The organism is Lachnoclostridium sp. Marseille-P6806 (genome assembly GCF_900625025.1).
Lineage (GTDB): Bacteria > Bacillota > Clostridia > Lachnospirales > Lachnospiraceae > CAG-791.
Genome location: NZ_LR130579.1, coordinates 134,554 through 153,380, shown reverse-complemented (window position 1 = coordinate 153,380; position 18,827 = coordinate 134,554). Strand labels below are relative to the sequence as shown.

Genomic DNA, 18,827 nt, shown 5'->3' with positions numbered 1-18,827 from the left:
GCGAAAGGACAGGTCATGACGGCGGAACGGAAACAGGAGAGCAGCTATTATCTTCTGAACAGCGGGGTGCTTCCCGCGGTCCGGCTGATCGGAGAGGAGCACCTCGAGCCGCCGTACATTCACAGAAGAAGACGCCCGGGAGAATATATCCTGTATTTTCTGACGGCCGGCTCCATGGAGCTGGAGGAGGACGGCGTCCGCTTTCATCTGAAGCCGGGTGATATTCTGATTCTGGATCCGGACAAGGTGCATGTCGGCAGAAGAGCGACGGCATGCACCTATTTCTATGTCCATTTTATGTGGGAGGGCATCGAAAAAAGGAGAGAAAGCCGCGAGAAGCTCTGCGAGCGCATGATGCGGGCCCGGACGGAATCGCTCCGGAGCGACCCCTGCGACGTTTCGTCTGAGCTGTGCCCGCGTCTGCTTCTTCCGAAGTATGCGAACTACGCGGGCGGTGTGGGCTTTTCCGAGCTGAAAAGCCGGATCGGAGAAGCGCTGTCTGTTCATCGCGATCGCCGAGAGGGTTACAAGGCGCTCGTGGCCTGCGAGTTTCTTGCTGCGCTGATTCTTGCGTCGCGACAGTATCTGAGCCTTGCGGCAGAGACGGCCGGGGGAGAGCCGATCCGGCGTCTGCACAGCCTGATCAATTACCTCAATACGCACTACGGAGAGGAGATCAGTGGCGCGGGGCTGGAGGAGCGCTTCGGAGGAAGCTTCGATTACATGAACCGCCAGTTCCGGAAAGCGACGGGGAGGACGATCTTTGCCTATCTCTGCACGATACGGATTGCGGGAGCCTGCGAGCTGATGAAGACGGGATCGCTCCGCATCTCGGATATCGGGGAGAGCGTCGGCTTTCATGACAGCAGCTATTTCAGCAAGGTGTTCCGGAAGCGTGTGGGAATGTCGCCCTCGGAGTACCGGGAGCAGGCGGGAGTCTGATTGACAGTCCGCGGGGATGTGGTACGCTGTGAGTAAAGAGCCGGCGGGGACAGAAGAGGGATTTCTGACAGGAAGAGTTCCGGCAGGAGGTGTCCATGAGAGTACTGGAATCGAAGTTCGTCAACGACTTTATCGACATGGCGCAGGAGGGCTATGAGCAGGGGTGGCATGAGCGGAACGGGGGAAATCTTTCCTACCGGATCCGGGCCCATGAGGTAGAAGCCATCCGGGAGCGCTTTCAGGAAAACGCCGCATGGTCGCCGATCGGCGCGGCGGTGCCGGAGCTTGCCGGGGAGTTCTTTCTTGTCACGGGAACGGGGCGCTTTTTCCGCAATATCAGACCGGATCCGGAGGCCTGCCTCGGGATCATCGAGATCGACGGCACGGGCGAGAACTACCGTCTCTGCTGGGGCTATGTGGAGGGCGGAAGACCCACCAGCGAGCTGCCGACGCATCTTCTGAACCATCAGGTCAAAAAGCGCGTGACGGGCGGCCGGCACCGGATCATCTATCATGCGCACACGACGAACATCATCGCGCTGTCCTTTGTCCTGCCGCTGAAAGATGAAATTTTTACGAGAGAGCTGTGGGAGATGGCGACGGAGTGCCCGGTGGTCTTTCCGGAGGGCATCGGCATGATCGACTGGATGGTCCCGGGAGGCCGGGAGATCGGCGTTGCAACGAGCCACCTGATGGAAAAATACAATGCAGTCATCTGGGCCATGCACGGCATGTTCTGCTCCGGCGCGACCTTTGACGAGACGTTCGGCCTGATGCACACGATCGAGAAATCGGCGGAGATTCTTGTCAAGGTGATGTCCATGACGGATAAAAAGCGCCAGACGATCACGCCGGATAACTTCCGCGCGCTGGAAAAGGGCTTTTCGATTACGTTGGACGAGCGCTTCCTGTTTGAAAAGAACGGCGGGGCGGACTGATGACGCGCGTTCCATGCTTGTCAGGCGCCATTGAGAACCATCTCCGGATGCCGGTTCACGATCAGCTCCTCCGGGTATTGCAGCTCGCGGACCAGCGCCTCGGCCAGGGGCGCCTCCCCGATGTGCCTGTTCCCGTGGGAATCGCTGGAAATCAGTATTTTCACCCGCTGCTCCCGGCAGAGCGCAAGCAGGCGGCGGTAATTGTCTTCGTTGGAGATGCCGGGAATCTGGTGCCAGCCGCCGGGGATGAGGGAGGCGTTGTTGATCTCCATGATGACGCCGTTTTTGGCGGCGGCGGAGACGATGCGCTCATAGTCCGCGGGAAACTGTGAATTATCGCAGTGGCCGATGACCCGCACGAAAGGGTTTTCCATGGCTTTCAGGTAGTCGGCGGTATTGCTCTCCGCGGTACCGGAGGTCAGAGAGCCGCGGGATCTGCGGCGCGGCGGCATGTGCATGGAGGCGATCACGTAGTCGAGGCGCGCCAGCACGGAATCGGGCAGGTCGAGCGCGCCGCCCTCCAGAATACTGACCTCCGCGCCGTACAGAACGGCGACGCCGCAGCGCTCTCTGGGGGCGCTGCCAAGATTCATAAAGTAAGATGCAGAGGCGGCCCCGCAGGTGGCAGGCCCGTGATCGGTGATTCCGAGAACGGCCATTCCCCTTGCGGCGGCTGCCTTTGCCATGTCGGCGATGGTGTCGCGCGTGCCGTGGCCGCTGGCAATCGTATGCGTATGCAGGTCGACAATCATATCCATATCCCCAGTCTGTCTGTTCCGGAAACTCCGGTTCAAAATGCCGGTCCGAATCCATTCTCTCACGCGGAATAACAAAATTCAACAATGCAGGCGGCAAAAAGCCCAAAAACGGCACAAAGCAACACGAAATAACGACAATCTATGTTGACTTATGACGGATTGCTTTCTATAATAAAGCGGAAGACAACACAAAACCACAACCCGTCGATGCGCACAGCGTCATCGATTTTGATCACAGAGAAGAATTCGCCTGCGCGGAATTCTCCTCGCGAGTGCCGCAAAGGACGCGGCAAAGGGGTATGCGAATGAACAGGTATTATTCGACAGAGCTGCCGAAATCCGGACGCATTGCGGAGCTGGTTTCCGATCTGTTTGCGAAGATGCCGGAGATCGAGTCCGCGAGAGCGGTCCTTCTTACAGAGTCCTATCGTGCGACAGAGGGGAAACCGATTGTCCTCCGCCGCGCCATGGCGCTGCACCATATTCTGAAGCATCTTCCGATTGTCATTCGTGACAGGGAGATGGTGGTCGGCTCCACAACGCTGGCACCCCGCGGCTGCCAGACCTATCCCGAATTTTCGTGGGAGTGGCTGGAGGCGGAGTTTGATACGGTCGAGACGCGCGAGGCCGACCGCTTCCGCATTTCGGAGCAGACGAAGCGGGAACTCCATGAGGCGAACGCCTACTGGAAAGGAAAGACCTCCAGCGAGCTGGCGGACGCCTACATGACGCCGGAGACGCACAAGGCGATCGAGCACAATATTTTCACAACGGGAAATTATTATTACAACGGCATCGGACATTATACCTGCCAGTATGAAAAGGTACTGAACGCGGGCCTGCGCGGGATCAGCGACGAGGCGGCGGGGAAGCTCGCGGCCATGCAGCCGGGCGATCAGGACTATGTCCGCAAGTCTACTATGCTGCAGGCGGTCATCATTTCCTGTCAGGCGGTGATCGAGTATGCGCGGCGCTATGCGGCGCTGGCTTCTGAGCTGGCGGAAAAGACCGCGGATGCGGCGCGCCGGACGGAGCTCATGACGATTGCGGAGAACTGCCGGCGCGTTCCGGAATACCCGGCGCAGAGCTTCGGGGAGGCCTGTCAGAGCTTCTGGTTCATTCAGCAGGTGCTTCAGATCGAGTCCTCGGGACATTCCATTTCGCCGGGGCGTTTTGACCAGTATATGAATCCGTTCCTGCAGCGTGACCTCGAGGCGGGGCGGATCACCAGAGGGGCGGCGCAGGAGCTGATCGACTGCATCTGGGTCAAGCTGAACGATCTCAACAAGTGCCGGGATGCCGCGAGCGCCAAGGGCTTTGCCGGATATTCCCTGTTCCAGAATCTCATTGTCGGCGGGCAGACCGGAGAGGGGGAGGATGCGACGAACGACGTTTCGTTCATGTGCATCACCGCGTCGAAGCATGTGTTCCTCCCGATGCCGTCGCTGTCGATCCGCGTCTGGAACGGCTCTCCGCACGACCTGCTGATGCACGCGGCGTCGCTCACGCGGACGGGCATCGGACTGCCGGCCTACTATAACGACGAGGCGATCATTCCGGCGATGATGGACCGCGGCATTTCTCTCCGCGAGGCGCGGAATTATTCGATCATCGGCTGCGTGGAGCCGCAGGTTCCGGGCAAGACGGACGGCTGGCACGACGCGGCGTTCTTCAATATGTGCAGACCGCTGGAGCTGGTGTTCTCGAACGGCCGCGATCTGGGAGAGCAGATTTCGATCCGGACCGGAGAGGTCGAGGAGATGCAGTCGTATGACGAGTTTTTCCGGGCATATCAGGAGCAGATGAAATATCTGATCAGCCTCCTCGTCAATTCCGACAACGCCATCGACGTCGCGCATGCGACGCTGACGCCGAACCCGTTTGAATCCTGCCTGATCGACGACTGCATGGACAAGGGGCTCTGCCTCGAGGAGGGTGGCGCGCACTTCAATTTCACAGGGCCGCAGGGCTTTGGCATCGCCAACGTGGGGAACGCGCTCTACGCGGTGAAAAAGCTCGTCTTCGATGAGAAGACGGTGACGATGAAAGAGCTGAAAAAGGCTCTGAAATTCAATTTCGGGCAGGGGCTTGACGCCGACGGCGCGGCGGCACTTGCGACCGAGGCGATCCGCGATATGCGGGCGCAGGGGCAGAATGTTTCCGAGGAGAGTATCCCGGCGGTCGCGGCCGCGATCCTGCGGGAGGGTATTTCCGAGGAGGAAAAAGCGCGATTCACGGAGATCTGGGAGATGATCAAGGCGCTGCCAAAATTCGGCAACGACGACCCGGAGGTGGATGCGTTCGCGCGGGAGGCGGCGTACTGTTACTCGAAGCCGATCGAAACGTTCCGGAACCCCCGGGGCGGTCAGTATCAGGCGGGGATGTACCCGGTCTCGGCCAACGTTCCGCTGGGGGCGCAGACCGGAGCGACGCCGGACGGGCGCCTCGCGCACACGCCGGTGGCGGACGGCGTTTCGCCCTATGTGGGAACGGACGTGAACGGCCCGACGGCGGCCTGCAATTCGGTGGCGAAGCTCGATCACATGATCGCCTCGAACGGCACGCTGTTCAATATGAAATTTCACCCGTCGGCGCTGTCCGGAGAAAGCGGGCTGGATAATTTCATCAATATGATCCGCGGCTTTTTTGACCAAAAGGGTTTCCATATGCAGTTCAATGTCGTAGACCGGGACACGCTGCTGGACGCCCAGAAGCACCCGGAGAATTATCAGCATCTGGTGGTTCGTGTCGCGGGGTACAGCGCGCTGTTCACCACACTCTCGCGCTCGCTCCAGGACGATATCATTTCCCGGACGGAGCAGGCGTCGACGGAATAGAGAAGCGAAAGGGCGAACATGGCCGAGGATTACTTACAGACAAAGGGCCGGATCTTCGACATACAGCGGTATTCGATCCATGACGGGTACGGAATCCGGACGATTGTGTTCCTGAAAGGCTGCTTTCTCCGCTGCCGCTGGTGCTGCAATCCCGAGTCGCAGCACTACGATGTCGAGACGATGACGGTGCAGGGAAAGCCGAAGACCATCGGCCGGGACGTCACCGTCGAAGAGGTGATGGAGACGGTGCAGAAGGACCGCCCCTATTACCGGAGAACCGGCGGCGGACTCACGCTGTCGGGCGGGGAGATGCTGTTTCAGCAGGAATTTGCAAGGGATCTGCTCCGGGCGTCCAAGTCCGCGGGAATCAGCACGGCGGCGGAGAGCACGGCCTTTTCGGAGTACCGGGCGATTGAGGAGCTTCTGCCGTATCTCGATCAGTATCTTCTGGATATCAAGCACATGGATTCGGCAAAGCATAAGCGCTTTACGGGTGTTCCGAACGAGCGGATCCTTGAAAACGCGAGACGGATCGCAAAGTCCGGGATGACGGAGCTCTCGATCCGGGTGCCGACAATCCCGACATTCAACGACAGCCCGGAGGAGATCCGGGCGATCGCGGAATTTGCGGGGAGTCTCCCGAATGTGGCGAGGCTCCATCTTCTGCCGTATCACCGGCTGGGCCTCGATAAATACGCGGGGCTGGGGAGAGAGTACGGACTTCCGGATATTTCCCCGCCGGACAGGGAGCACATGCTGATGCTGAAAAAGATCGCGGAGGCCGGCTCGGGACTGGAATGCCGGATCGGAGGGTAACGCTATGGCGGCATTTGACGTAGAAGACCGCAAGCAGCGGATCATACAGGAGCTGGTGCCGGGAAAGCAGATTACGCTGGCCCACATCATTGCGAGTCCGGATGAAACGCTCTATATCAAGCTGGGGCTCGACCCCGCGGAGGATCACTCCCGGTCGGCGATCGGCGTCATGACGATTTCACCGGCCGAGACGGCTATTGTGATCGCGGATGTTGCGACCAAGGCCTCGGGCGCGTCGCTTGGCTTCGTCGACCGCTTCAGCGGTTCGCTCATCATCACCGGGACAGTTTCCGAGGTGGAGGCCTCGACAAACGCGGTGCTGGATTACTGCAGGGAACGGCTGGGCTTTGCGGTCTGTCCGGTCACGAAAACCTAGAGGAGCGCTGCTTGAGGAAGCTGATCCTGATCGGTCGGAGCGAAGCGGGCAAGACCACGCTGATGCAGGCGCTGACCGGCCGGAAAACGGAATATCAGAAAACGCAGTATGTACAGCTGCACGGCGCTGTGATCGACACGCCGGGCGAGTACGCGCAGACCGCGCGGCTGGGGCATGCGCTCGCGGTCTATACCTATGAGGCGGACGTTGTGGGGCTCCTGTGCTCCGCAAAAGAACCCTACTGCCTCTTCCCGCCGCTGTGCACCAGCACGGCGAACCGGGAATGTATCGGGATTGTCACACAGATCCATGACAGAAACGCAAGGCCCGACAGGGCCGAGCGCTGGCTCCGCCTTGCGGGATGCCGGAGAATTTTCCGGGTCGACTCCGTGAGCGGGGAGGGAATCGGCGATATTCTGGATTATCTGCAGGAACCCGGAGAACGGCGGGCGCGATGATCCGGTTATCCGGACGGCACAGCGGCACACGGCGCGCCGTCCCTGAATATCAGTGCAAAACATATTGGCAGCCGTAAGGAGGGCAACAGGAAATGGTCAACGAGTATGAGATCAAAAAACAGATCTGTGACATCGGCAAGAGAATCTACAACCGGAACATGGTCGCGGCGAATGACGGAAATATCTCCGTCAAGCTGAATGATCATGAGTTTCTCTGCACGCCGACCGGTGTTTCCAAGGGCTTCATGACGCCCGACTACATCTGTAAGGTCGACGAGAACGGAAATGTCATTCAGGCGAACAAGGGCTTCCGTCCCTCATCGGAGATCAAGATGCACATGCGTGTATACAAGCTCCGTCCCGATGTCGGGAGCGTTGTGCACGCGCATCCCGTCTATGCGACCAGCTTTGCCATCGCGGGCATTCCGCTGACCCAGCCGATCATGCCGGAAGCGGTCATCGCCCTCGGCTGCGTTCCGATCGCCGAGTACGGTACGCCCTCCACGAACGAAATTCCGGACAGACTGGAAAAGTATCTTCCCTACTATGATGCGGTTCTCCTTGAGAGCCACGGCGCGCTGACCTGGTCCACGGATCTGCTGGCGGCGTATCTCAAGATGGAGTCAGTCGAGTTCTACGCACAGCTCCTCTATCAGTCGAAGATGCTCGGCGGCCCTAAGGAGTTTGACCAGGCCACGGTGCAGAAGCTCTATGAGATCCGCCGCCAGATGGGACTTCCCGGCAAGCACCCGGCCAATCTGTGCCTCAACAAGGACCGCATGAACTGCCACAACTGCAGCGGAGGGTGCAGCGCGGAAAAGGCGCCGGGCATGCCTGCGGGCACATCTTCTGTACACGGCACGACAGATATGCATGTGGACAACAGAGCGCAGAGCCCGGAGGTGATCGCGGAGATCACGCGCCGCGTTCTGGAGCAGCTTGGAAAGTAATTACGGACAGAGGAGTGCAGCATGGAAATCAATGAAAGCATGGTGCAGGACATCGTAAGAGAGGTTCTGGCCAAAATGAATATTTCCAGCCCCTCCGCCGGGATGCACGGCGTCTTCCGGACCATGGAGGAGGCAATCGACGCGGCTGAGGCGTCGCAGCGGATCGTCCGCGGCCTGTCCATGGATCAGAGGGAGAAGATCATTTCCGTCATTCGCAGAAAAATACGCGAGAACGCGGAGATCATCGCGAGAATGGGCGTGGATGAAACCGGCATGGGAAATGTCGGCGACAAGATCCTCAAGCATCATCTGGTCGCCGATAAGGTGCCGGGAACGGAGGATATCAGGACGGAGGCCTACTCGGGCGACCGGGGGCTTACACTGGTGGAAATGGGGCCGTTCGGTGTGATCGGAGCGATCACCCCCTGCACGAATCCATCGGAGACGGTGCTGTGCAATACGATAGGCATGGTGGCCGGCGGCAATACCGTCGTGTTCAATCCCCATCCGCAGGCGATCAAGACATCTATCTTTACGGTGAACATGGTGAACGAGGCCTCTCTCGAGGCCGGCGGGCCGGACAACATCGCCTGCACGGTCGAGAAGCCCACGCTGGAGACGAGCGGCATCATGATGAAGTCGCCCAAGATACCGCTCCTTGTGGCAACGGGCGGCCCCGGGGTCGTCACGGCGGTGCTCTCAAGCGGCAAGAAAGGGATCGGAGCCGGAGCCGGCAATCCGCCGGCGCTTGTCGACGAGACGGCGGATATCCGCAAGGCGGCGCAGGACATCGTCAACGGCTGCACCTTTGACAACAATCTCCCATGCATCGCGGAAAAGGAGATCGTCGCGGTGGATTCCATTGCGGATGAGCTGATGAACTGCATGATCAGCGAGCAGGGCTGCTATCTGGCGTCAAAGGAGATTCAGGAGAAGCTCGTGCACACGGTCATGGATGAGAAAGGCCGTCTCAACCGTAGGTGCGTCGGGCGCAGCGCAAAAAAGCTCCTCGCCATGGTCGGTGTCGAGGTTCCGGACAACATCCGCTGCATCGTGTTTGAGGGCCCGAAAGAGCATCCCCTGATCACAGAGGAGCTGATGATGCCGATTCTCGGAATGGTCCGGGTCAGGGATTTTGACGAGGCTCTGGAGACGGCGGTCTGGCTGGAGCACGGGAACCGCCATTCCGCGCACATCCATTCCAAGAATGTGGACCGTATCACGCGCTATGCGCGGGCAATGGACACGGCGATCCTTGTGAAGAACGGCCCCTCCTACTCGGCGCTGGGCTTCGGCGGAGAGAGCATCTGCACCTTTACGATTGCGAGCCGCACCGGCGAGGGACTGACGAGTGCCAAATCGTTCACGAAAGCGAGACGCTGCGTGATGTCCGACAGCCTGTGCATCCGCTGAGGGGCGCAGCCGGATCAGAAGAAAGGAGAGATCCATGGATCAGCAGAATATAGAACAAATTGTAAGGGCGGTTCTGGAGAGCATGCAGGCTCCTGTGCATGCCCCGTCCGCGGCGTCCGCCCCGGCAGGCGGCGTGCCGGCGGTGCCGAAGACGGCGCATGTCGCGGTGCTGACGTCCACAGGACACTTTGACATCAAGGAATACCCTGTTCCTCCGCTGGGAGATGATGATATTCTGGTAAAGGTAGAGGGCACCGGCGTCTGCGGCACGGACGCCCATGAGTTCAAGAGGGATCCTTTCGGGCTCATCCCCGTGGCGCTCGGCCATGAGGGCACCGGCACGATTGTGGCGATGGGAAAGAACGTCCGGAAAGACAGCGCGGGCAAGGAGGTCAAAATCGGCGACAAGATCGTGACCTGCATGATCTTCAAGGACGATCCGGAAATCACGACCTACGACCTCAATCGGAAGAATGTGGGCGGCGCGGACGTTTACGGACTGCTTCCGGACGACGACGTTCACCTCAACGGATGGTTCGCGGATTATATTTTCATCCGCGGCGGCGCGTTCGGCTCGACGTTCTTCAATGTCAGCCATCTGGATCTGGATTCGCGCATCCTGATCGAGCCCTCGGCGGTTCTTGTTCACGCGGTGGAGAGGGCAAAATCGACCGGGATTCTGCGCTTCGCAAGCCGCGTGGTCGTGCAGGGCTGCGGACCCATAGGGCTGCTCTGCATCGCGGTGCTCCGGACGATGGGCGTCAACCAGATCGTGGCGGTCGACGGAAATCCCGTAAGGCTCGACTTTGCAAAGCGCCTCGGCGCGGATGCGGCGGTCAATTTCGCGGATTTTCCGGATGGCATTGAGCAGCTCACGGAGGGCGTGCGCGCGGCGTTCGGCGGACAGCTCGCCGATTTCGGCTTCCAGTGCACCGGCAATCCGAAAGCGCATTCCAACATCTATCACTTTATCCGCAGCGGCGGCGGTCTGTGCGAGCTCGGCTTCTTTATCAACGGAGGCGACGCCACGATCAATCCTCATTTCGATATCTGCTCCAAGGAGCTGACCATTGTGGGATCATGGGTGTACACGCTGCGGGATTACGTCAATACCTTTGCTTTTCTCGACAGGGCGAAGAAGATCGGGCTTCCGGTCACGGAGCTGATCACGCACAAGTTCCCGCTCGAGCGGATCAACGAGGCTCTCGAGACGAACCTGGCGCAGAAAGGACTTAAAATTGCGGTCATGAGCGACCCCTCGCTTGCCGACCGGTAAGCGGAGGAGGGGCGCGCAGCGCCGCGGAGGCACAGCATGGGGAACGAAGCGGTAGGCATCATTGAGGTATACGGACTGGTCACAGCGTTCTGCTGTGCGGACGCCGGCGTCAAGGCGGGCAATGTCTGGCTGGAAAAATTCGACAAAAACAAGCCGAAGAATCCCGATTCGCTGCCGGTGCCCCTGCTGGTATGTGTGAAGTTCCGCGGAGAGGTCGCCGATGTGACGGCGGCCATGGAGGCGGCGATGGCAAAGGCAGAGGAGATGGCCGGGTACGTGCAGCATTACATCATCCCCAATCCGACGGATGATACGCTCAAAATGCTCGGGATCAGCGCCTTTGACAAGCGCTAGGCGGTAAGCGTTAGAAAAGCGGCGGGACGAAAAGGCCCGTCAGAAGCAAATGTTCTGCGGATCATGCCGCTCTCCGCGGCAGACATCCGCTGACAGCATAAAAAACAAAACGAACGGTGTATAAGGCTTTCACAAGAGGAGGAAAGAAACATGGGATACGAAGCACTGGGAATGATTGAGACAAGAGGTCTTACCGCGGCGATCGAGGCGGCGGACGCGATGACCAAGGCGGCCGAGGTCAGACTGATCGGCACCGAGAAGATCGGCTCCGGACTGGTGACGGTCATGGTGCGCGGCGATGTCGGCGCGGTCAAGGCTGCCGTCGAGGCCGGCGCGCAGAGAGCGTCCTCGCTCGGCGAGATGGTCGCGCAGCACGTCATTCCGAGACCGCATCAGGATGTGGAGAAGATTCTTCCGACCATCGGATAAGACACGGAGACAGCAATGGGAAGATCCTACGGATTGATTGAAATAACGGGGGTGGTCGCTGCCGTCGATGCGCTGGATATCATGTGCAAAGCGGCGGACGTCACGCTTGCGACATGGGAGAGACGCCTCGGCGGACGGCTGGTCACGCTGATCGTCGAGGGTGACGTCTCGGCCTGTACGGAGGCGGTGGCGGCGGCAGAGGCCGGGGCGATCAAAAAACCGGTGGCCTGCGGCGTCATCGCGAACCCGCATGAGGAGATTGTCCGAATGGTGGAATTCAGCGCGCAGCGCTGGAAGAAGCAGTACGCCGCCCGTGAGGAGCTTCGCGGCGCGGCCGAGCGGGAAACAGGAGATCCGGAGGCGGACAGCTACCTGTCGCAGGTGTGACGGCGCCGCGGACGGGAGCGGACATTGCGGAAGCAGATTCATTAAGAAGCAAATGCAAAAGGCTGGATTTTATTCAAAAAACCCAAGGAGGGTAAAAGCATGACACAGGAAGCATTGGGATTGGTCGAAACCAGAGGTCTTGTCGCGGCGATCGAGGCGGCGGATCAGATGTGCAAGGCGGCGAACGTGACGCTGATCGGCACCGAGAAAATCGGCTCCGGACTGGTGACGGTTATGGTCCGCGGTGATGTCGGCGCGGTCAAGTCGTCGGTTGAGGCCGGCGCAGGAGCGGCCGGAAGACTCGGCGAGCTCATTGCGACACACGTGATTCCTCGCCCGCACAATGACGTCGAGATGATTCTTCCCAAACTGAGCTGATCGGTGTGACCGGCAGGCGGCCCTGCGCTTTGGGGCTGCCCGCTGTCGTAAGAAAAAATAAAGGATCGCAGGAAAAGAGAGCAGGTGGGGGCATTGCAGACGACATTGCAGACAAATGAGATTGAGGCCATTACAAGAATGGTTCTGGAATCCATACAGCAGAAAGAGGGAGAGGGGCAGGGTTATATCGTTCCGATCGGCGTGTCTGCCCGCCACATTCATCTGACGCAGGAGGATGTGGAGACACTGTTCGGCGCGGGGTATCAGCTCACGAAGAAAAAGGAGCTCATGGGCGGGCAGTTTGCCGCCAACGAGCAGGTCACAATCGTGGGCCTGAAGCTCCGGGCCATTGAAAATGTCCGTATTCTCGGACCGGTCCGCCGGCGCTCGCAGGTTGAGATTTCTGCGACGGATGCGGTGAAGCTGGGGATCAAGGCTCCGGTCCGCGAGTCCGGCGACGTGGCCGGAAGCGCGCCGATCGCGGTCGTGGGGCCGCAGGGTGCTCTGTATTTGAAAGAGGGCTGCATCATCGCGGCGCGGCATATCCACATGAATCCCGCGGATGCGGCGGCGGCCGGAGTGCATGACGGCGATTATGTCTCGGTGCGGGTGGACAACGACCGGGGGACGGTATTCAACCGTGTGAAGATCCGCGTGGATCCCGCCTTTACGCTCGAGATGCACATTGACACGGATGAGGCGAATGCGAGCCATATCGCGCAGGGCGATACCGCGGTCATCGTAAAGGATATTCTGTAACAGAGCAAATAACCCCTGATCGCAATCGCAAAACCGCCTGCGCGGACCTTTCAGCAAGCGAAAAATGCTGTCAGGTGGAGGGATGGCATGAGCCGCAGAGCGGCTCGGCAGCCTGCGCGCCGGTGCAGGGTGCTTTTGCGTTGCGTGCCTCGCCGGGGAATGCTTCGTCATTGGAGAATACCATGATAGTAGGAAAAGTGGTGGGAAGTCTGATCTCGACCCGCAAGAGCAGCAACCTTGTCGGCAGCAAGTTTGCCATTGTCGAGGCGCTTGACGTTATGCACAGCGGCGGTCAGCGCATGGTGGCGGTCGATACGATCGGCGCCGGCGTGGGAGAAATGGTTCTTGTGGCTACCGGAAGTGCGGCGCGCATCGGCTGCGGGCAGGACACATCGCCGATTGATGCGGCAATTGTCGGCATCGTCGATGAGGAGAACGGTCTGGGATAATCATGGACATCAGAGAACTGAGCGGAATCATGAGGGAGAACGGCGTCGTCGGAGCAGGCGGAGCAGGCTTCCCCAGCTATGCCAAGCTGAACGCGGAGGCCGACACGATTCTCCTGAACTGTGCGGAGTGTGAGCCGCTTCTGAAGCTCCATCGGCAGCTCTTCGGAGCCTATCCGGAGGAAATACTGGAGACCTTTTCGCAGATCGTGCAGGCGGTCGGTGCGAAAGAGGGCGTCATCGGCATCAAATCGGAGTACCGGGAAACCATCCGGGCAGTCCGGACGCATATCGACCGGTTCCCGGAGCTTCGGATTCACGAGCTTCCGGGCGTCTATCCCATGGGCGACGAGGTCGTCCTGATCTATGAGTGCACCGGCCGGCGCATCCGCCCGGGGGGACTTCCGATCGAGCAGGGCGTCATCGTATATAATGTTGAGACGGTGTTCAATGTCTGGCGCGGAATGCGGAAAGCGACGCCGGTTGTGGACAAGCTGGTCACGATCGTCGGCGAGGTGAAAAAGCCCGTCACGCTCCGTGTCCCGCTGGGCACGCCGCTGTCGGAGCTGGTGGAGAGGGCAGGCGGCGCGCTGGTGAAGCGCCCGGCCTTTCTCGTCGGCGGCCCGATGATGGGGCGCTTCGGCAGTCCCTCGGACCCCGTGACCAAGACGACGAACGCGCTTCTTGTGCTGCCGGAGGAGCATTATCTCATTCAGCGCATGAAAGCGCCGGTCTCCATCGATCTGAAAAGGGCGGCGTCGATCTGCTGTCAGTGCCGGATGTGCACGGATCTGTGCCCCCGCCATGCGCTGGGGCATCCGATCGAGCCGCATCTGTTCATGCGCAGCGCCGCGAATCAGGACTATCAGCAGGCAGAGGTGTTTCTGAATACGTTTTTCTGCTGCTCCTGCGGCCTGTGCGAGCTGTATTCCTGCCCGCAGGGACTGGCGCCCCGAACCCTCATCACGGAGTATAAGAACCGGCTGCGCGCGAAAGGCGTTAAGGCGCCGCAGGGTGTTCAGCCCGGACCGGCAGACAGCGCGAGGGAATACCGGAAAGCCCCGGAGAAGCGGCTGGAAGCGCGGCTCGGGCTTTCCCGCTACGATGTGCCGGCTCCGCTCGAGGACGAAACGATTCGGGTGAAAAAAGTTTTGATTCCGATGGCGCAGCACATCGGAGCGCCGGCAAAGCCCTGCGTCGCGGCAGGCGACACGGTGCTTCGCGGCCAGCGGATCGGGGAGCCGGGGCAGGGACTCAGCGTGCCGGTACACGCCTCCATCAGCGGCCGGGTCGCTGAGGTCACGGAACGCGGTATTGTCATTACGGAAGAGGTGCGGTGATGAGCAGAGCCATCGGGATGATTGAATTTAAGACGACGCCGTCGGGAATTGCGGCGGCGGATCAGATGGTTAAGACGGCGGCAGTGGAGATACTGGAAGCACAGACCGTATGCCCGGGCAAGTATATCGCGCTGATTGCCGGAGAGCTGTCTGCGGTAAAGTCGGCGGTCGAGGTCGGGAGCCGGAGCTTTTCCGAGCACTACATCGACAGCTTTGTGCTGGGCAACCCCCACGAGTCGATCTTCCCGGCGCTTTACGGCGCGGCGGATATCGGCAATGTGCGGGCTCTGGGAATACTGGAAACCTATGATGTTGCCTCGATCATCGTGGCGGCGGACGCGGCGGCCAAGACGGCGGTCGTGGAGCTGATAGAGCTGCGTGTGGCAAAGGGAATGTGCGGCAAGTCATTCCTTGTGCTCACGGGAGAGGTGGCGGCCTGCGAGGCCGCGATTGAGAAAGCGAAGCAGTCCGCAGCGGAGAGCGGCATGTATCTCGATTCGGTCGTCATTGCGAATCCGGATGCGCAGATCTGCGAGCGGATCATCTGAGGCGGCGCGGAACCGGAGCAGAAGAGTATGCTGGCATTGGAGAGAAGAAATCAGATCATAAGCATTCTTCAGGAACAGAGACGGGTATATGTGGGCGATCTCGCAAGGCAGTTTCAGGTATCGGAGGAGACGATACGCCGGGATCTGGACCGGCTTGACCGGGACGGGATCGCGACGAAGAGCTACGGCGGCGCGGTGCTGAACAACATGGACAGCATCGATCTTCCGTTCAATGTCCGACGGAAAAACAATGTCCCTGGAAAGCTCCGGATTGCGGGGATCGCAGCGTCTCTGATCGAGGACGGCGATCATATTTTTCTTGACGCGAGCACGACGGCGGTCTATGTGGCCAAGGCGATCCGGGAAAAGAGGCGTCTCACCGTGGTCACCAACTCCATTGAGAATATACTTGAGCTCGCGGACATCCCCGACGGGGAGATCATTTCCTCCGGCGGGCGGGTAAAGGAGGGGTATCTGGCGTTTACAGGCCCGAAAGCGGTCGAGGGGCTCGCCTCCTTTAATGCGGAAAAAGCGTTTGTCTCCTGCAAGGCGCTGAGCCTTGAGCGGGGCATCATGGAGGGCAATGAGGAGGTTACGCAGACCAAACTCGCTATGATGACTCATGCGGAGAAAACCTATCTGATGGCGGATCTGTCCAAGTTTGATAAAAAGGCGTTCTCCCGCGTATGCGGCCTCGACGGAATCACGGGGGTAATCACGGACGAGATGCCTTCGGCCGCATGGCTCGCCTGCTTTGCGGCAAACGGGATCCGACTCTACTGTCCGGAGGAGAACGGGACGCTGTCCGTGTGAAACAGGGGGCGCTGTGGATGAGCAGACGGAATACGACGGTCATATGCTTTGCGAACAACAAGGGCGGGAGCGGCAAATCGACCTCCTGCGCGAACCTTGGAAGCGCGCTCTCGCGCGCGGGAAAACGGGTGCTGCTGATCGACGGGGACATGCAGCTCAATCTGTCGCTGTCTTTTTTTGATGAGGAGCGCGTGCTGGAATATGCACAGGGCGAGCGCAACCTGTATGAGGCGCTGGTTCACGGGAGCGCTCTGGCGCCGCTCATTCTGCAAAGCGGGGCGGAGCGGCCGGACGTGATCGTTTCCTCTATGCGGATGAGCGGGATTGAGACGAAGCTTCCCGCGAAGCGGAGGAGGGAGCTTGTTCTGAGGGAGCTTCTCCGGCCCGTCAGGGAGAGCGGAGAATATGATTATATCCTGATCGACGCCCCGCCGACGCTGGGAGACTGGGTGACGAATATCCTGCTCGCCTCGGATCGTGTGATTATTCCGGTGGAGGCCACGCCGTGGGGACTCTTCGGTCTCGCGAACATGATGGATTTTCTGCATAAGATACAGAGCATGGATCCGACGGTGCAGGTTCTCGGCATTCTTGTCACCAAGGTCGACGAGCGCAAGAATTATTATCATCAGACCATGGAGACGCTGGCGGGACTGGACGACGTCCCGGTATTTCGTCAGGTGATTCACGTGGATTCGGCGGTCGAATGGGCGCAGGACGCGAGTATGACCGTGATCGAATACCGGCGGTCCGGCCGGAGTGCGAAAGAATATATGGAACTGGCAAGGGAGGTGGAAGCGTTATGTCAGTAGGAAAGGGGTCTCTGAAGCGGGTACAGGGAAAGACGGCGGCACAGCCGGCCGTACAGCCGGAGGCGAAAACCGTGAAGTCGGAAACGAAAGCCGTGAAACCGGGGACGGCGAGGAAGACGCGCAAAGGGCGCAGGCCGGCGGAGGCGAACGGCAGCGAGGCGGCGGCAGCGGTGCTCACACCGTCCGGCGGCGCGGAGCAGGTAATCTCACATCTGATCTGCGAGCTGCCGACCTATCTGCTCTGAGGGGCTCTGTTTGCCCTGCGAGGCTCTGTCTGTGCTGAGAGGCGCGCCGGAGATCATTCGCCGGGAAGAAGAATACCCTTTTCCCGGAGCGCGTCCGTGACGCGCCGAAAAGCGTCCTCGTCAGGACAGAGAATGGTATGCAGATGGATGCCCTCCGTGAGAAGAGAGAGGGGAGCCGCACTTTCGCTCCGGCAGCGGCGCAGAAATTCCTCCGCGTCGAAGCGGCTCGCGAGATGCAGCGAGCCCGTGAGCTCGCCGTAGATCGGATGCTCGACAATGACATCGAGAACCTGACAGCCGTAGTCGATGATGGTAAACAGCTCCTCTTTCATCTGCTCGGAGCGATGGCGGCAGGCGATGCGGAACGTTTTTCCCTGCGCCGCGCTGCCCGCGGGGAGCGTATAGCCGCGCGGCGTGGCGATGATTTCCGTCCCTGCGGCGCGCAGGAGCGCGACGTCTCCGACAATGATCTGACGGCTTACGCCCAGCTCTCCCGCAAGCCGTGACGCGCTGATCGGCATCCGGCTGCTTTGGAGAGCGTTTTTTATTCTGACACGGCGGTTTTCTGCGTCCATGGGAACCTCCTTATGATGAACAAAGCATACCGAAAAGAAGCCGCGCGGGCAAGCTTCTTCATCCGTGGGATGAGAAAGGGGCGAGGGAGAGCGCAGAGCACCCGAAAAGCGACGTGTGGGGAGCATTTGATGAGGCGGGGCGTCTGATATCGGCTGTTTCAACGCTGCGGCATACGATGACCTATGAGAGAGCTGTTTTATCCTGCGGCGAGCTGCACATGGTAGGAACGCTTCCGGAAACGAGAGGGAGCGGAGCCGTTCGCAGCCTGATGGGGGTTATCCTGCGGGAATACAAGGATAACGGTGATCTGTTCGCCACACTGATCCCTTTTTCCTTTGCATTTTATCGTAAATTCGGATTTGAAGCGGCTTCTGAGATGGTAGAGCAGAAGGCGGACATACAGCAGTTTTCCTCTTTCAAACAGACATTCGCGGTTAACCGGATATTGTCCCAGGAAGCGGTCGACGAGGCGCATGCGCTTTATATGAATTTCATCCGGGACTATAATCTGGCGGATACCGGGACGGATGAAAAGTGGATCTGAGCGTATTGCTGCCGGAGTGCGACAGTCTGGATCGAAAGCTGTGCGGCCATTTTACCGCCCGCGCTCTCAATATTGATAAAATTCTGTCTGTGATGCGTCATGCCTGCCGGCAGGGACAGTACAGTATTCATGTTGCAGATTATTTTCTTCCGGAAAATACGGGCACATATACCGTGATTTTTGACAGCGGGAAAGTGTTGTCCATTGTGCGGAATGATGCGGATGCCGATATGGATGTGACGGTGGAAACGTTCTGCCAGCTGGCTGTCGGGCGGATCGATCGGGATATGGCACGGTATCGGGAGGGAACCGTGCTGTACAGCAATGAGGCGCTTCTCAGAGAACTGTTTGTAAAGAAACCGGTGCTGCTGAAATGATGTCATGAGAGGAAAATTCTGAATACGGATATTTTAAGCAGAGCTTCAAAAAGAG

24 protein-coding genes are annotated in these 18,827 nt (G+C 59.5%); 22 read left to right on the top strand and 2 right to left on the bottom strand.

The features are described from left to right. Positions 1 to 15 precede the first annotated feature (15 nt). On the top strand, positions 16 to 942 hold the full coding sequence (locus E0E20_RS08725) for an AraC family transcriptional regulator (RefSeq protein WP_130837816.1): 927 nt from the start codon (positions 16 to 18) through the stop codon (positions 940 to 942). 95 nt (positions 943 to 1,037) lie between these two features. Continuing rightward, complete coding sequence (rhaD, locus tag E0E20_RS08720; protein ID WP_130837815.1) at positions 1,038 to 1,880, top strand: rhamnulose-1-phosphate aldolase; 843 nt, start codon at positions 1,038 to 1,040, stop codon at positions 1,878 to 1,880. 20 nt (positions 1,881 to 1,900) lie between these two features. On the opposite strand, the gene E0E20_RS08715 is transcribed toward rhaD, so the two are convergent. Further along, a complete protein-coding gene (locus tag E0E20_RS08715) occupies positions 1,901 to 2,632 on the bottom strand; it encodes a PHP domain-containing protein (protein WP_242622733.1) in 732 nt (243 codons plus the stop codon). A 305-nt stretch (positions 2,633 to 2,937) separates the two neighbouring features. Here E0E20_RS08715 and E0E20_RS08710 point away from each other — a divergent pair, with 305 nt between their 5' ends. From E0E20_RS08710 to E0E20_RS08625, 18 genes are all read left to right on the top strand, one after another. After that, entirely contained in the window at positions 2,938 to 5,475 is a 2,538-nt protein-coding gene (locus E0E20_RS08710) for a glycyl radical protein (RefSeq protein WP_130837813.1), read from the top strand. 18 nt (positions 5,476 to 5,493) lie between these two features. After that, positions 5,494 to 6,291 (top strand): glycyl-radical enzyme activating protein, encoded by a 798-nt coding sequence (locus E0E20_RS08705; RefSeq protein ID WP_130837812.1) that lies wholly within the window; start codon positions 5,494 to 5,496, stop codon positions 6,289 to 6,291. A gap of 4 nt (positions 6,292 to 6,295) precedes the next feature. Next, positions 6,296 to 6,667 (top strand): BMC domain-containing protein, encoded by a 372-nt coding sequence (locus E0E20_RS08700; protein ID WP_130837811.1) that lies wholly within the window; start codon positions 6,296 to 6,298, stop codon positions 6,665 to 6,667. Positions 6,668 to 6,678: 11 nt separating this feature from the next. Further along, positions 6,679 to 7,125 carry a EutP/PduV family microcompartment system protein gene (locus E0E20_RS08695; RefSeq protein WP_130837810.1) on the top strand — a complete coding sequence of 149 codons (447 nt, stop codon included), beginning with the start codon at positions 6,679 to 6,681 and terminating at the stop codon, positions 7,123 to 7,125. Positions 7,126 to 7,217: 92 nt separating this feature from the next. Continuing rightward, entirely contained in the window at positions 7,218 to 8,075 is an 858-nt protein-coding gene (locus tag E0E20_RS08690) for a class II aldolase/adducin family protein (protein WP_130837809.1), read from the top strand. A 21-nt stretch (positions 8,076 to 8,096) separates the two neighbouring features. Next, on the top strand, positions 8,097 to 9,488 hold the full coding sequence (locus tag E0E20_RS08685; protein ID WP_130837808.1) for an aldehyde dehydrogenase family protein: 1,392 nt from the start codon (positions 8,097 to 8,099) through the stop codon (positions 9,486 to 9,488). A 34-nt stretch (positions 9,489 to 9,522) separates the two neighbouring features. Beyond that, complete coding sequence (locus E0E20_RS08680) at positions 9,523 to 10,764, top strand: zinc-binding dehydrogenase (RefSeq protein WP_130837807.1); 1,242 nt, start codon at positions 9,523 to 9,525, stop codon at positions 10,762 to 10,764. Positions 10,765 to 10,800: 36 nt separating this feature from the next. Continuing rightward, entirely contained in the window at positions 10,801 to 11,118 is a 318-nt protein-coding gene (locus E0E20_RS08675) for a BMC domain-containing protein (RefSeq protein ID WP_130837806.1), read from the top strand. Positions 11,119 to 11,268: 150 nt separating this feature from the next. Further along, positions 11,269 to 11,547 carry a BMC domain-containing protein gene (locus E0E20_RS08670; RefSeq protein WP_130837805.1) on the top strand — a complete coding sequence of 93 codons (279 nt, stop codon included), beginning with the start codon at positions 11,269 to 11,271 and terminating at the stop codon, positions 11,545 to 11,547. A 15-nt stretch (positions 11,548 to 11,562) separates the two neighbouring features. Further along, a complete protein-coding gene (locus E0E20_RS08665; RefSeq protein ID WP_130837804.1) occupies positions 11,563 to 11,934 on the top strand; it encodes a BMC domain-containing protein in 372 nt (123 codons plus the stop codon). A 99-nt stretch (positions 11,935 to 12,033) separates the two neighbouring features. Further along, complete coding sequence (locus E0E20_RS08660) at positions 12,034 to 12,312, top strand: BMC domain-containing protein (RefSeq protein WP_130837803.1); 279 nt, start codon at positions 12,034 to 12,036, stop codon at positions 12,310 to 12,312. 138 nt (positions 12,313 to 12,450) lie between these two features. After that, positions 12,451 to 13,071 carry a phosphate propanoyltransferase gene (gene pduL / locus E0E20_RS08655; RefSeq protein ID WP_130837840.1) on the top strand — a complete coding sequence of 207 codons (621 nt, stop codon included), beginning with the start codon at positions 12,451 to 12,453 and terminating at the stop codon, positions 13,069 to 13,071. A 182-nt stretch (positions 13,072 to 13,253) separates the two neighbouring features. After that, the gene (locus E0E20_RS08650) at positions 13,254 to 13,520 is read left to right on the top strand and encodes a EutN/CcmL family microcompartment protein (RefSeq protein WP_130837802.1); all 267 of its coding nucleotides are present in this window, start codon (positions 13,254 to 13,256) and stop codon (positions 13,518 to 13,520) included. A 2-nt stretch (positions 13,521 to 13,522) separates the two neighbouring features. Then, positions 13,523 to 14,857 carry a 4Fe-4S dicluster domain-containing protein gene (locus E0E20_RS08645; RefSeq protein ID WP_130837801.1) on the top strand — a complete coding sequence of 445 codons (1,335 nt, stop codon included), beginning with the start codon at positions 13,523 to 13,525 and terminating at the stop codon, positions 14,855 to 14,857. Next, the gene (locus E0E20_RS08640) at positions 14,857 to 15,405 is read left to right on the top strand and encodes a BMC domain-containing protein (RefSeq protein WP_130837800.1); all 549 of its coding nucleotides are present in this window, start codon (positions 14,857 to 14,859) and stop codon (positions 15,403 to 15,405) included. Before E0E20_RS08645 ends, E0E20_RS08640 begins: the two co-directional genes overlap by 1 nt. A 27-nt stretch (positions 15,406 to 15,432) precedes the next feature. Continuing rightward, a complete protein-coding gene (locus tag E0E20_RS08635) occupies positions 15,433 to 16,218 on the top strand; it encodes a DeoR/GlpR family DNA-binding transcription regulator (RefSeq protein ID WP_130837799.1) in 786 nt (261 codons plus the stop codon). A 17-nt stretch (positions 16,219 to 16,235) separates the two neighbouring features. Further along, the gene (locus tag E0E20_RS08630) at positions 16,236 to 17,030 is read left to right on the top strand and encodes a ParA family protein (RefSeq protein WP_130837798.1); all 795 of its coding nucleotides are present in this window, start codon (positions 16,236 to 16,238) and stop codon (positions 17,028 to 17,030) included. Beyond that, the gene (locus E0E20_RS08625; protein WP_130837797.1) at positions 17,021 to 17,275 is read left to right on the top strand and encodes a hypothetical protein; all 255 of its coding nucleotides are present in this window, start codon (positions 17,021 to 17,023) and stop codon (positions 17,273 to 17,275) included. The genes E0E20_RS08630 and E0E20_RS08625 overlap by 10 nt, the downstream gene beginning before the upstream one ends. A gap of 53 nt (positions 17,276 to 17,328) precedes the next feature. Here the strand turns inward: E0E20_RS08625 and E0E20_RS08620 are convergent, their stop codons facing one another. After that, positions 17,329 to 17,850 (bottom strand): transcription repressor NadR, encoded by a 522-nt coding sequence (locus E0E20_RS08620; protein ID WP_130837796.1) that lies wholly within the window; start codon positions 17,848 to 17,850, stop codon positions 17,329 to 17,331. Between E0E20_RS08620 and E0E20_RS08615 the strand changes: the two genes are divergently transcribed. Then, on the top strand, positions 17,841 to 18,395 hold the full coding sequence (locus tag E0E20_RS08615) for a GNAT family N-acetyltransferase (protein WP_130837795.1): 555 nt from the start codon (positions 17,841 to 17,843) through the stop codon (positions 18,393 to 18,395). The genes E0E20_RS08620 and E0E20_RS08615 overlap by 10 nt on opposite strands. Then, positions 18,386 to 18,772, top strand: coding sequence for a sterol carrier protein domain-containing protein (locus E0E20_RS08610; RefSeq protein ID WP_130837794.1), 387 nt, complete (start codon positions 18,386 to 18,388; stop codon positions 18,770 to 18,772). Before E0E20_RS08615 ends, E0E20_RS08610 begins: the two co-directional genes overlap by 10 nt. Positions 18,773 to 18,827 lie beyond the last annotated feature (55 nt).

Excerpts from the sequence above, each read along its gene's own strand:
- E0E20_RS08725 (WP_130837816.1), top strand. The coding sequence starts at position 16 with ATGACGGCGGAACGGAAACAGGAGAGCAGCTATTATCTTCTGAACAGC.
- rhaD (WP_130837815.1), top strand. The coding sequence starts at position 1,038 with ATGAGAGTACTGGAATCGAAGTTCGTCAACGACTTTATCGACATGGCG.
- E0E20_RS08715 (WP_242622733.1), bottom strand. The coding sequence starts at position 2,632 with ATGATTGTCGACCTGCATACGCATACGATTGCCAGCGGCCACGGCACG.
- E0E20_RS08710 (WP_130837813.1), top strand. The coding sequence starts at position 2,938 with ATGCGAATGAACAGGTATTATTCGACAGAGCTGCCGAAATCCGGACGC.
- E0E20_RS08705 (WP_130837812.1), top strand. The coding sequence starts at position 5,494 with ATGGCCGAGGATTACTTACAGACAAAGGGCCGGATCTTCGACATACAG.
- E0E20_RS08700 (WP_130837811.1), top strand. The coding sequence starts at position 6,296 with ATGGCGGCATTTGACGTAGAAGACCGCAAGCAGCGGATCATACAGGAG.
- E0E20_RS08690 (WP_130837809.1), top strand. The coding sequence starts at position 7,218 with ATGGTCAACGAGTATGAGATCAAAAAACAGATCTGTGACATCGGCAAG.
- E0E20_RS08685 (WP_130837808.1), top strand. The coding sequence starts at position 8,097 with ATGGAAATCAATGAAAGCATGGTGCAGGACATCGTAAGAGAGGTTCTG.
- E0E20_RS08680 (WP_130837807.1), top strand. The coding sequence starts at position 9,523 with ATGGATCAGCAGAATATAGAACAAATTGTAAGGGCGGTTCTGGAGAGC.
- E0E20_RS08675 (WP_130837806.1), top strand. The coding sequence starts at position 10,801 with ATGGGGAACGAAGCGGTAGGCATCATTGAGGTATACGGACTGGTCACA.
- E0E20_RS08670 (WP_130837805.1), top strand. The coding sequence starts at position 11,269 with ATGGGATACGAAGCACTGGGAATGATTGAGACAAGAGGTCTTACCGCG.
- E0E20_RS08665 (WP_130837804.1), top strand. The coding sequence starts at position 11,563 with ATGGGAAGATCCTACGGATTGATTGAAATAACGGGGGTGGTCGCTGCC.
- E0E20_RS08660 (WP_130837803.1), top strand. The coding sequence starts at position 12,034 with ATGACACAGGAAGCATTGGGATTGGTCGAAACCAGAGGTCTTGTCGCG.
- pduL (WP_130837840.1), top strand. The coding sequence starts at position 12,451 with ATGGTTCTGGAATCCATACAGCAGAAAGAGGGAGAGGGGCAGGGTTAT.
- E0E20_RS08650 (WP_130837802.1), top strand. The coding sequence starts at position 13,254 with ATGATAGTAGGAAAAGTGGTGGGAAGTCTGATCTCGACCCGCAAGAGC.
- E0E20_RS08645 (WP_130837801.1), top strand. The coding sequence starts at position 13,523 with ATGGACATCAGAGAACTGAGCGGAATCATGAGGGAGAACGGCGTCGTC.
- E0E20_RS08640 (WP_130837800.1), top strand. The coding sequence starts at position 14,857 with ATGAGCAGAGCCATCGGGATGATTGAATTTAAGACGACGCCGTCGGGA.
- E0E20_RS08635 (WP_130837799.1), top strand. The coding sequence starts at position 15,433 with ATGCTGGCATTGGAGAGAAGAAATCAGATCATAAGCATTCTTCAGGAA.
- E0E20_RS08630 (WP_130837798.1), top strand. The coding sequence starts at position 16,236 with ATGAGCAGACGGAATACGACGGTCATATGCTTTGCGAACAACAAGGGC.
- E0E20_RS08625 (WP_130837797.1), top strand. The coding sequence starts at position 17,021 with ATGTCAGTAGGAAAGGGGTCTCTGAAGCGGGTACAGGGAAAGACGGCG.
- E0E20_RS08620 (WP_130837796.1), bottom strand. The coding sequence starts at position 17,850 with ATGGACGCAGAAAACCGCCGTGTCAGAATAAAAAACGCTCTCCAAAGC.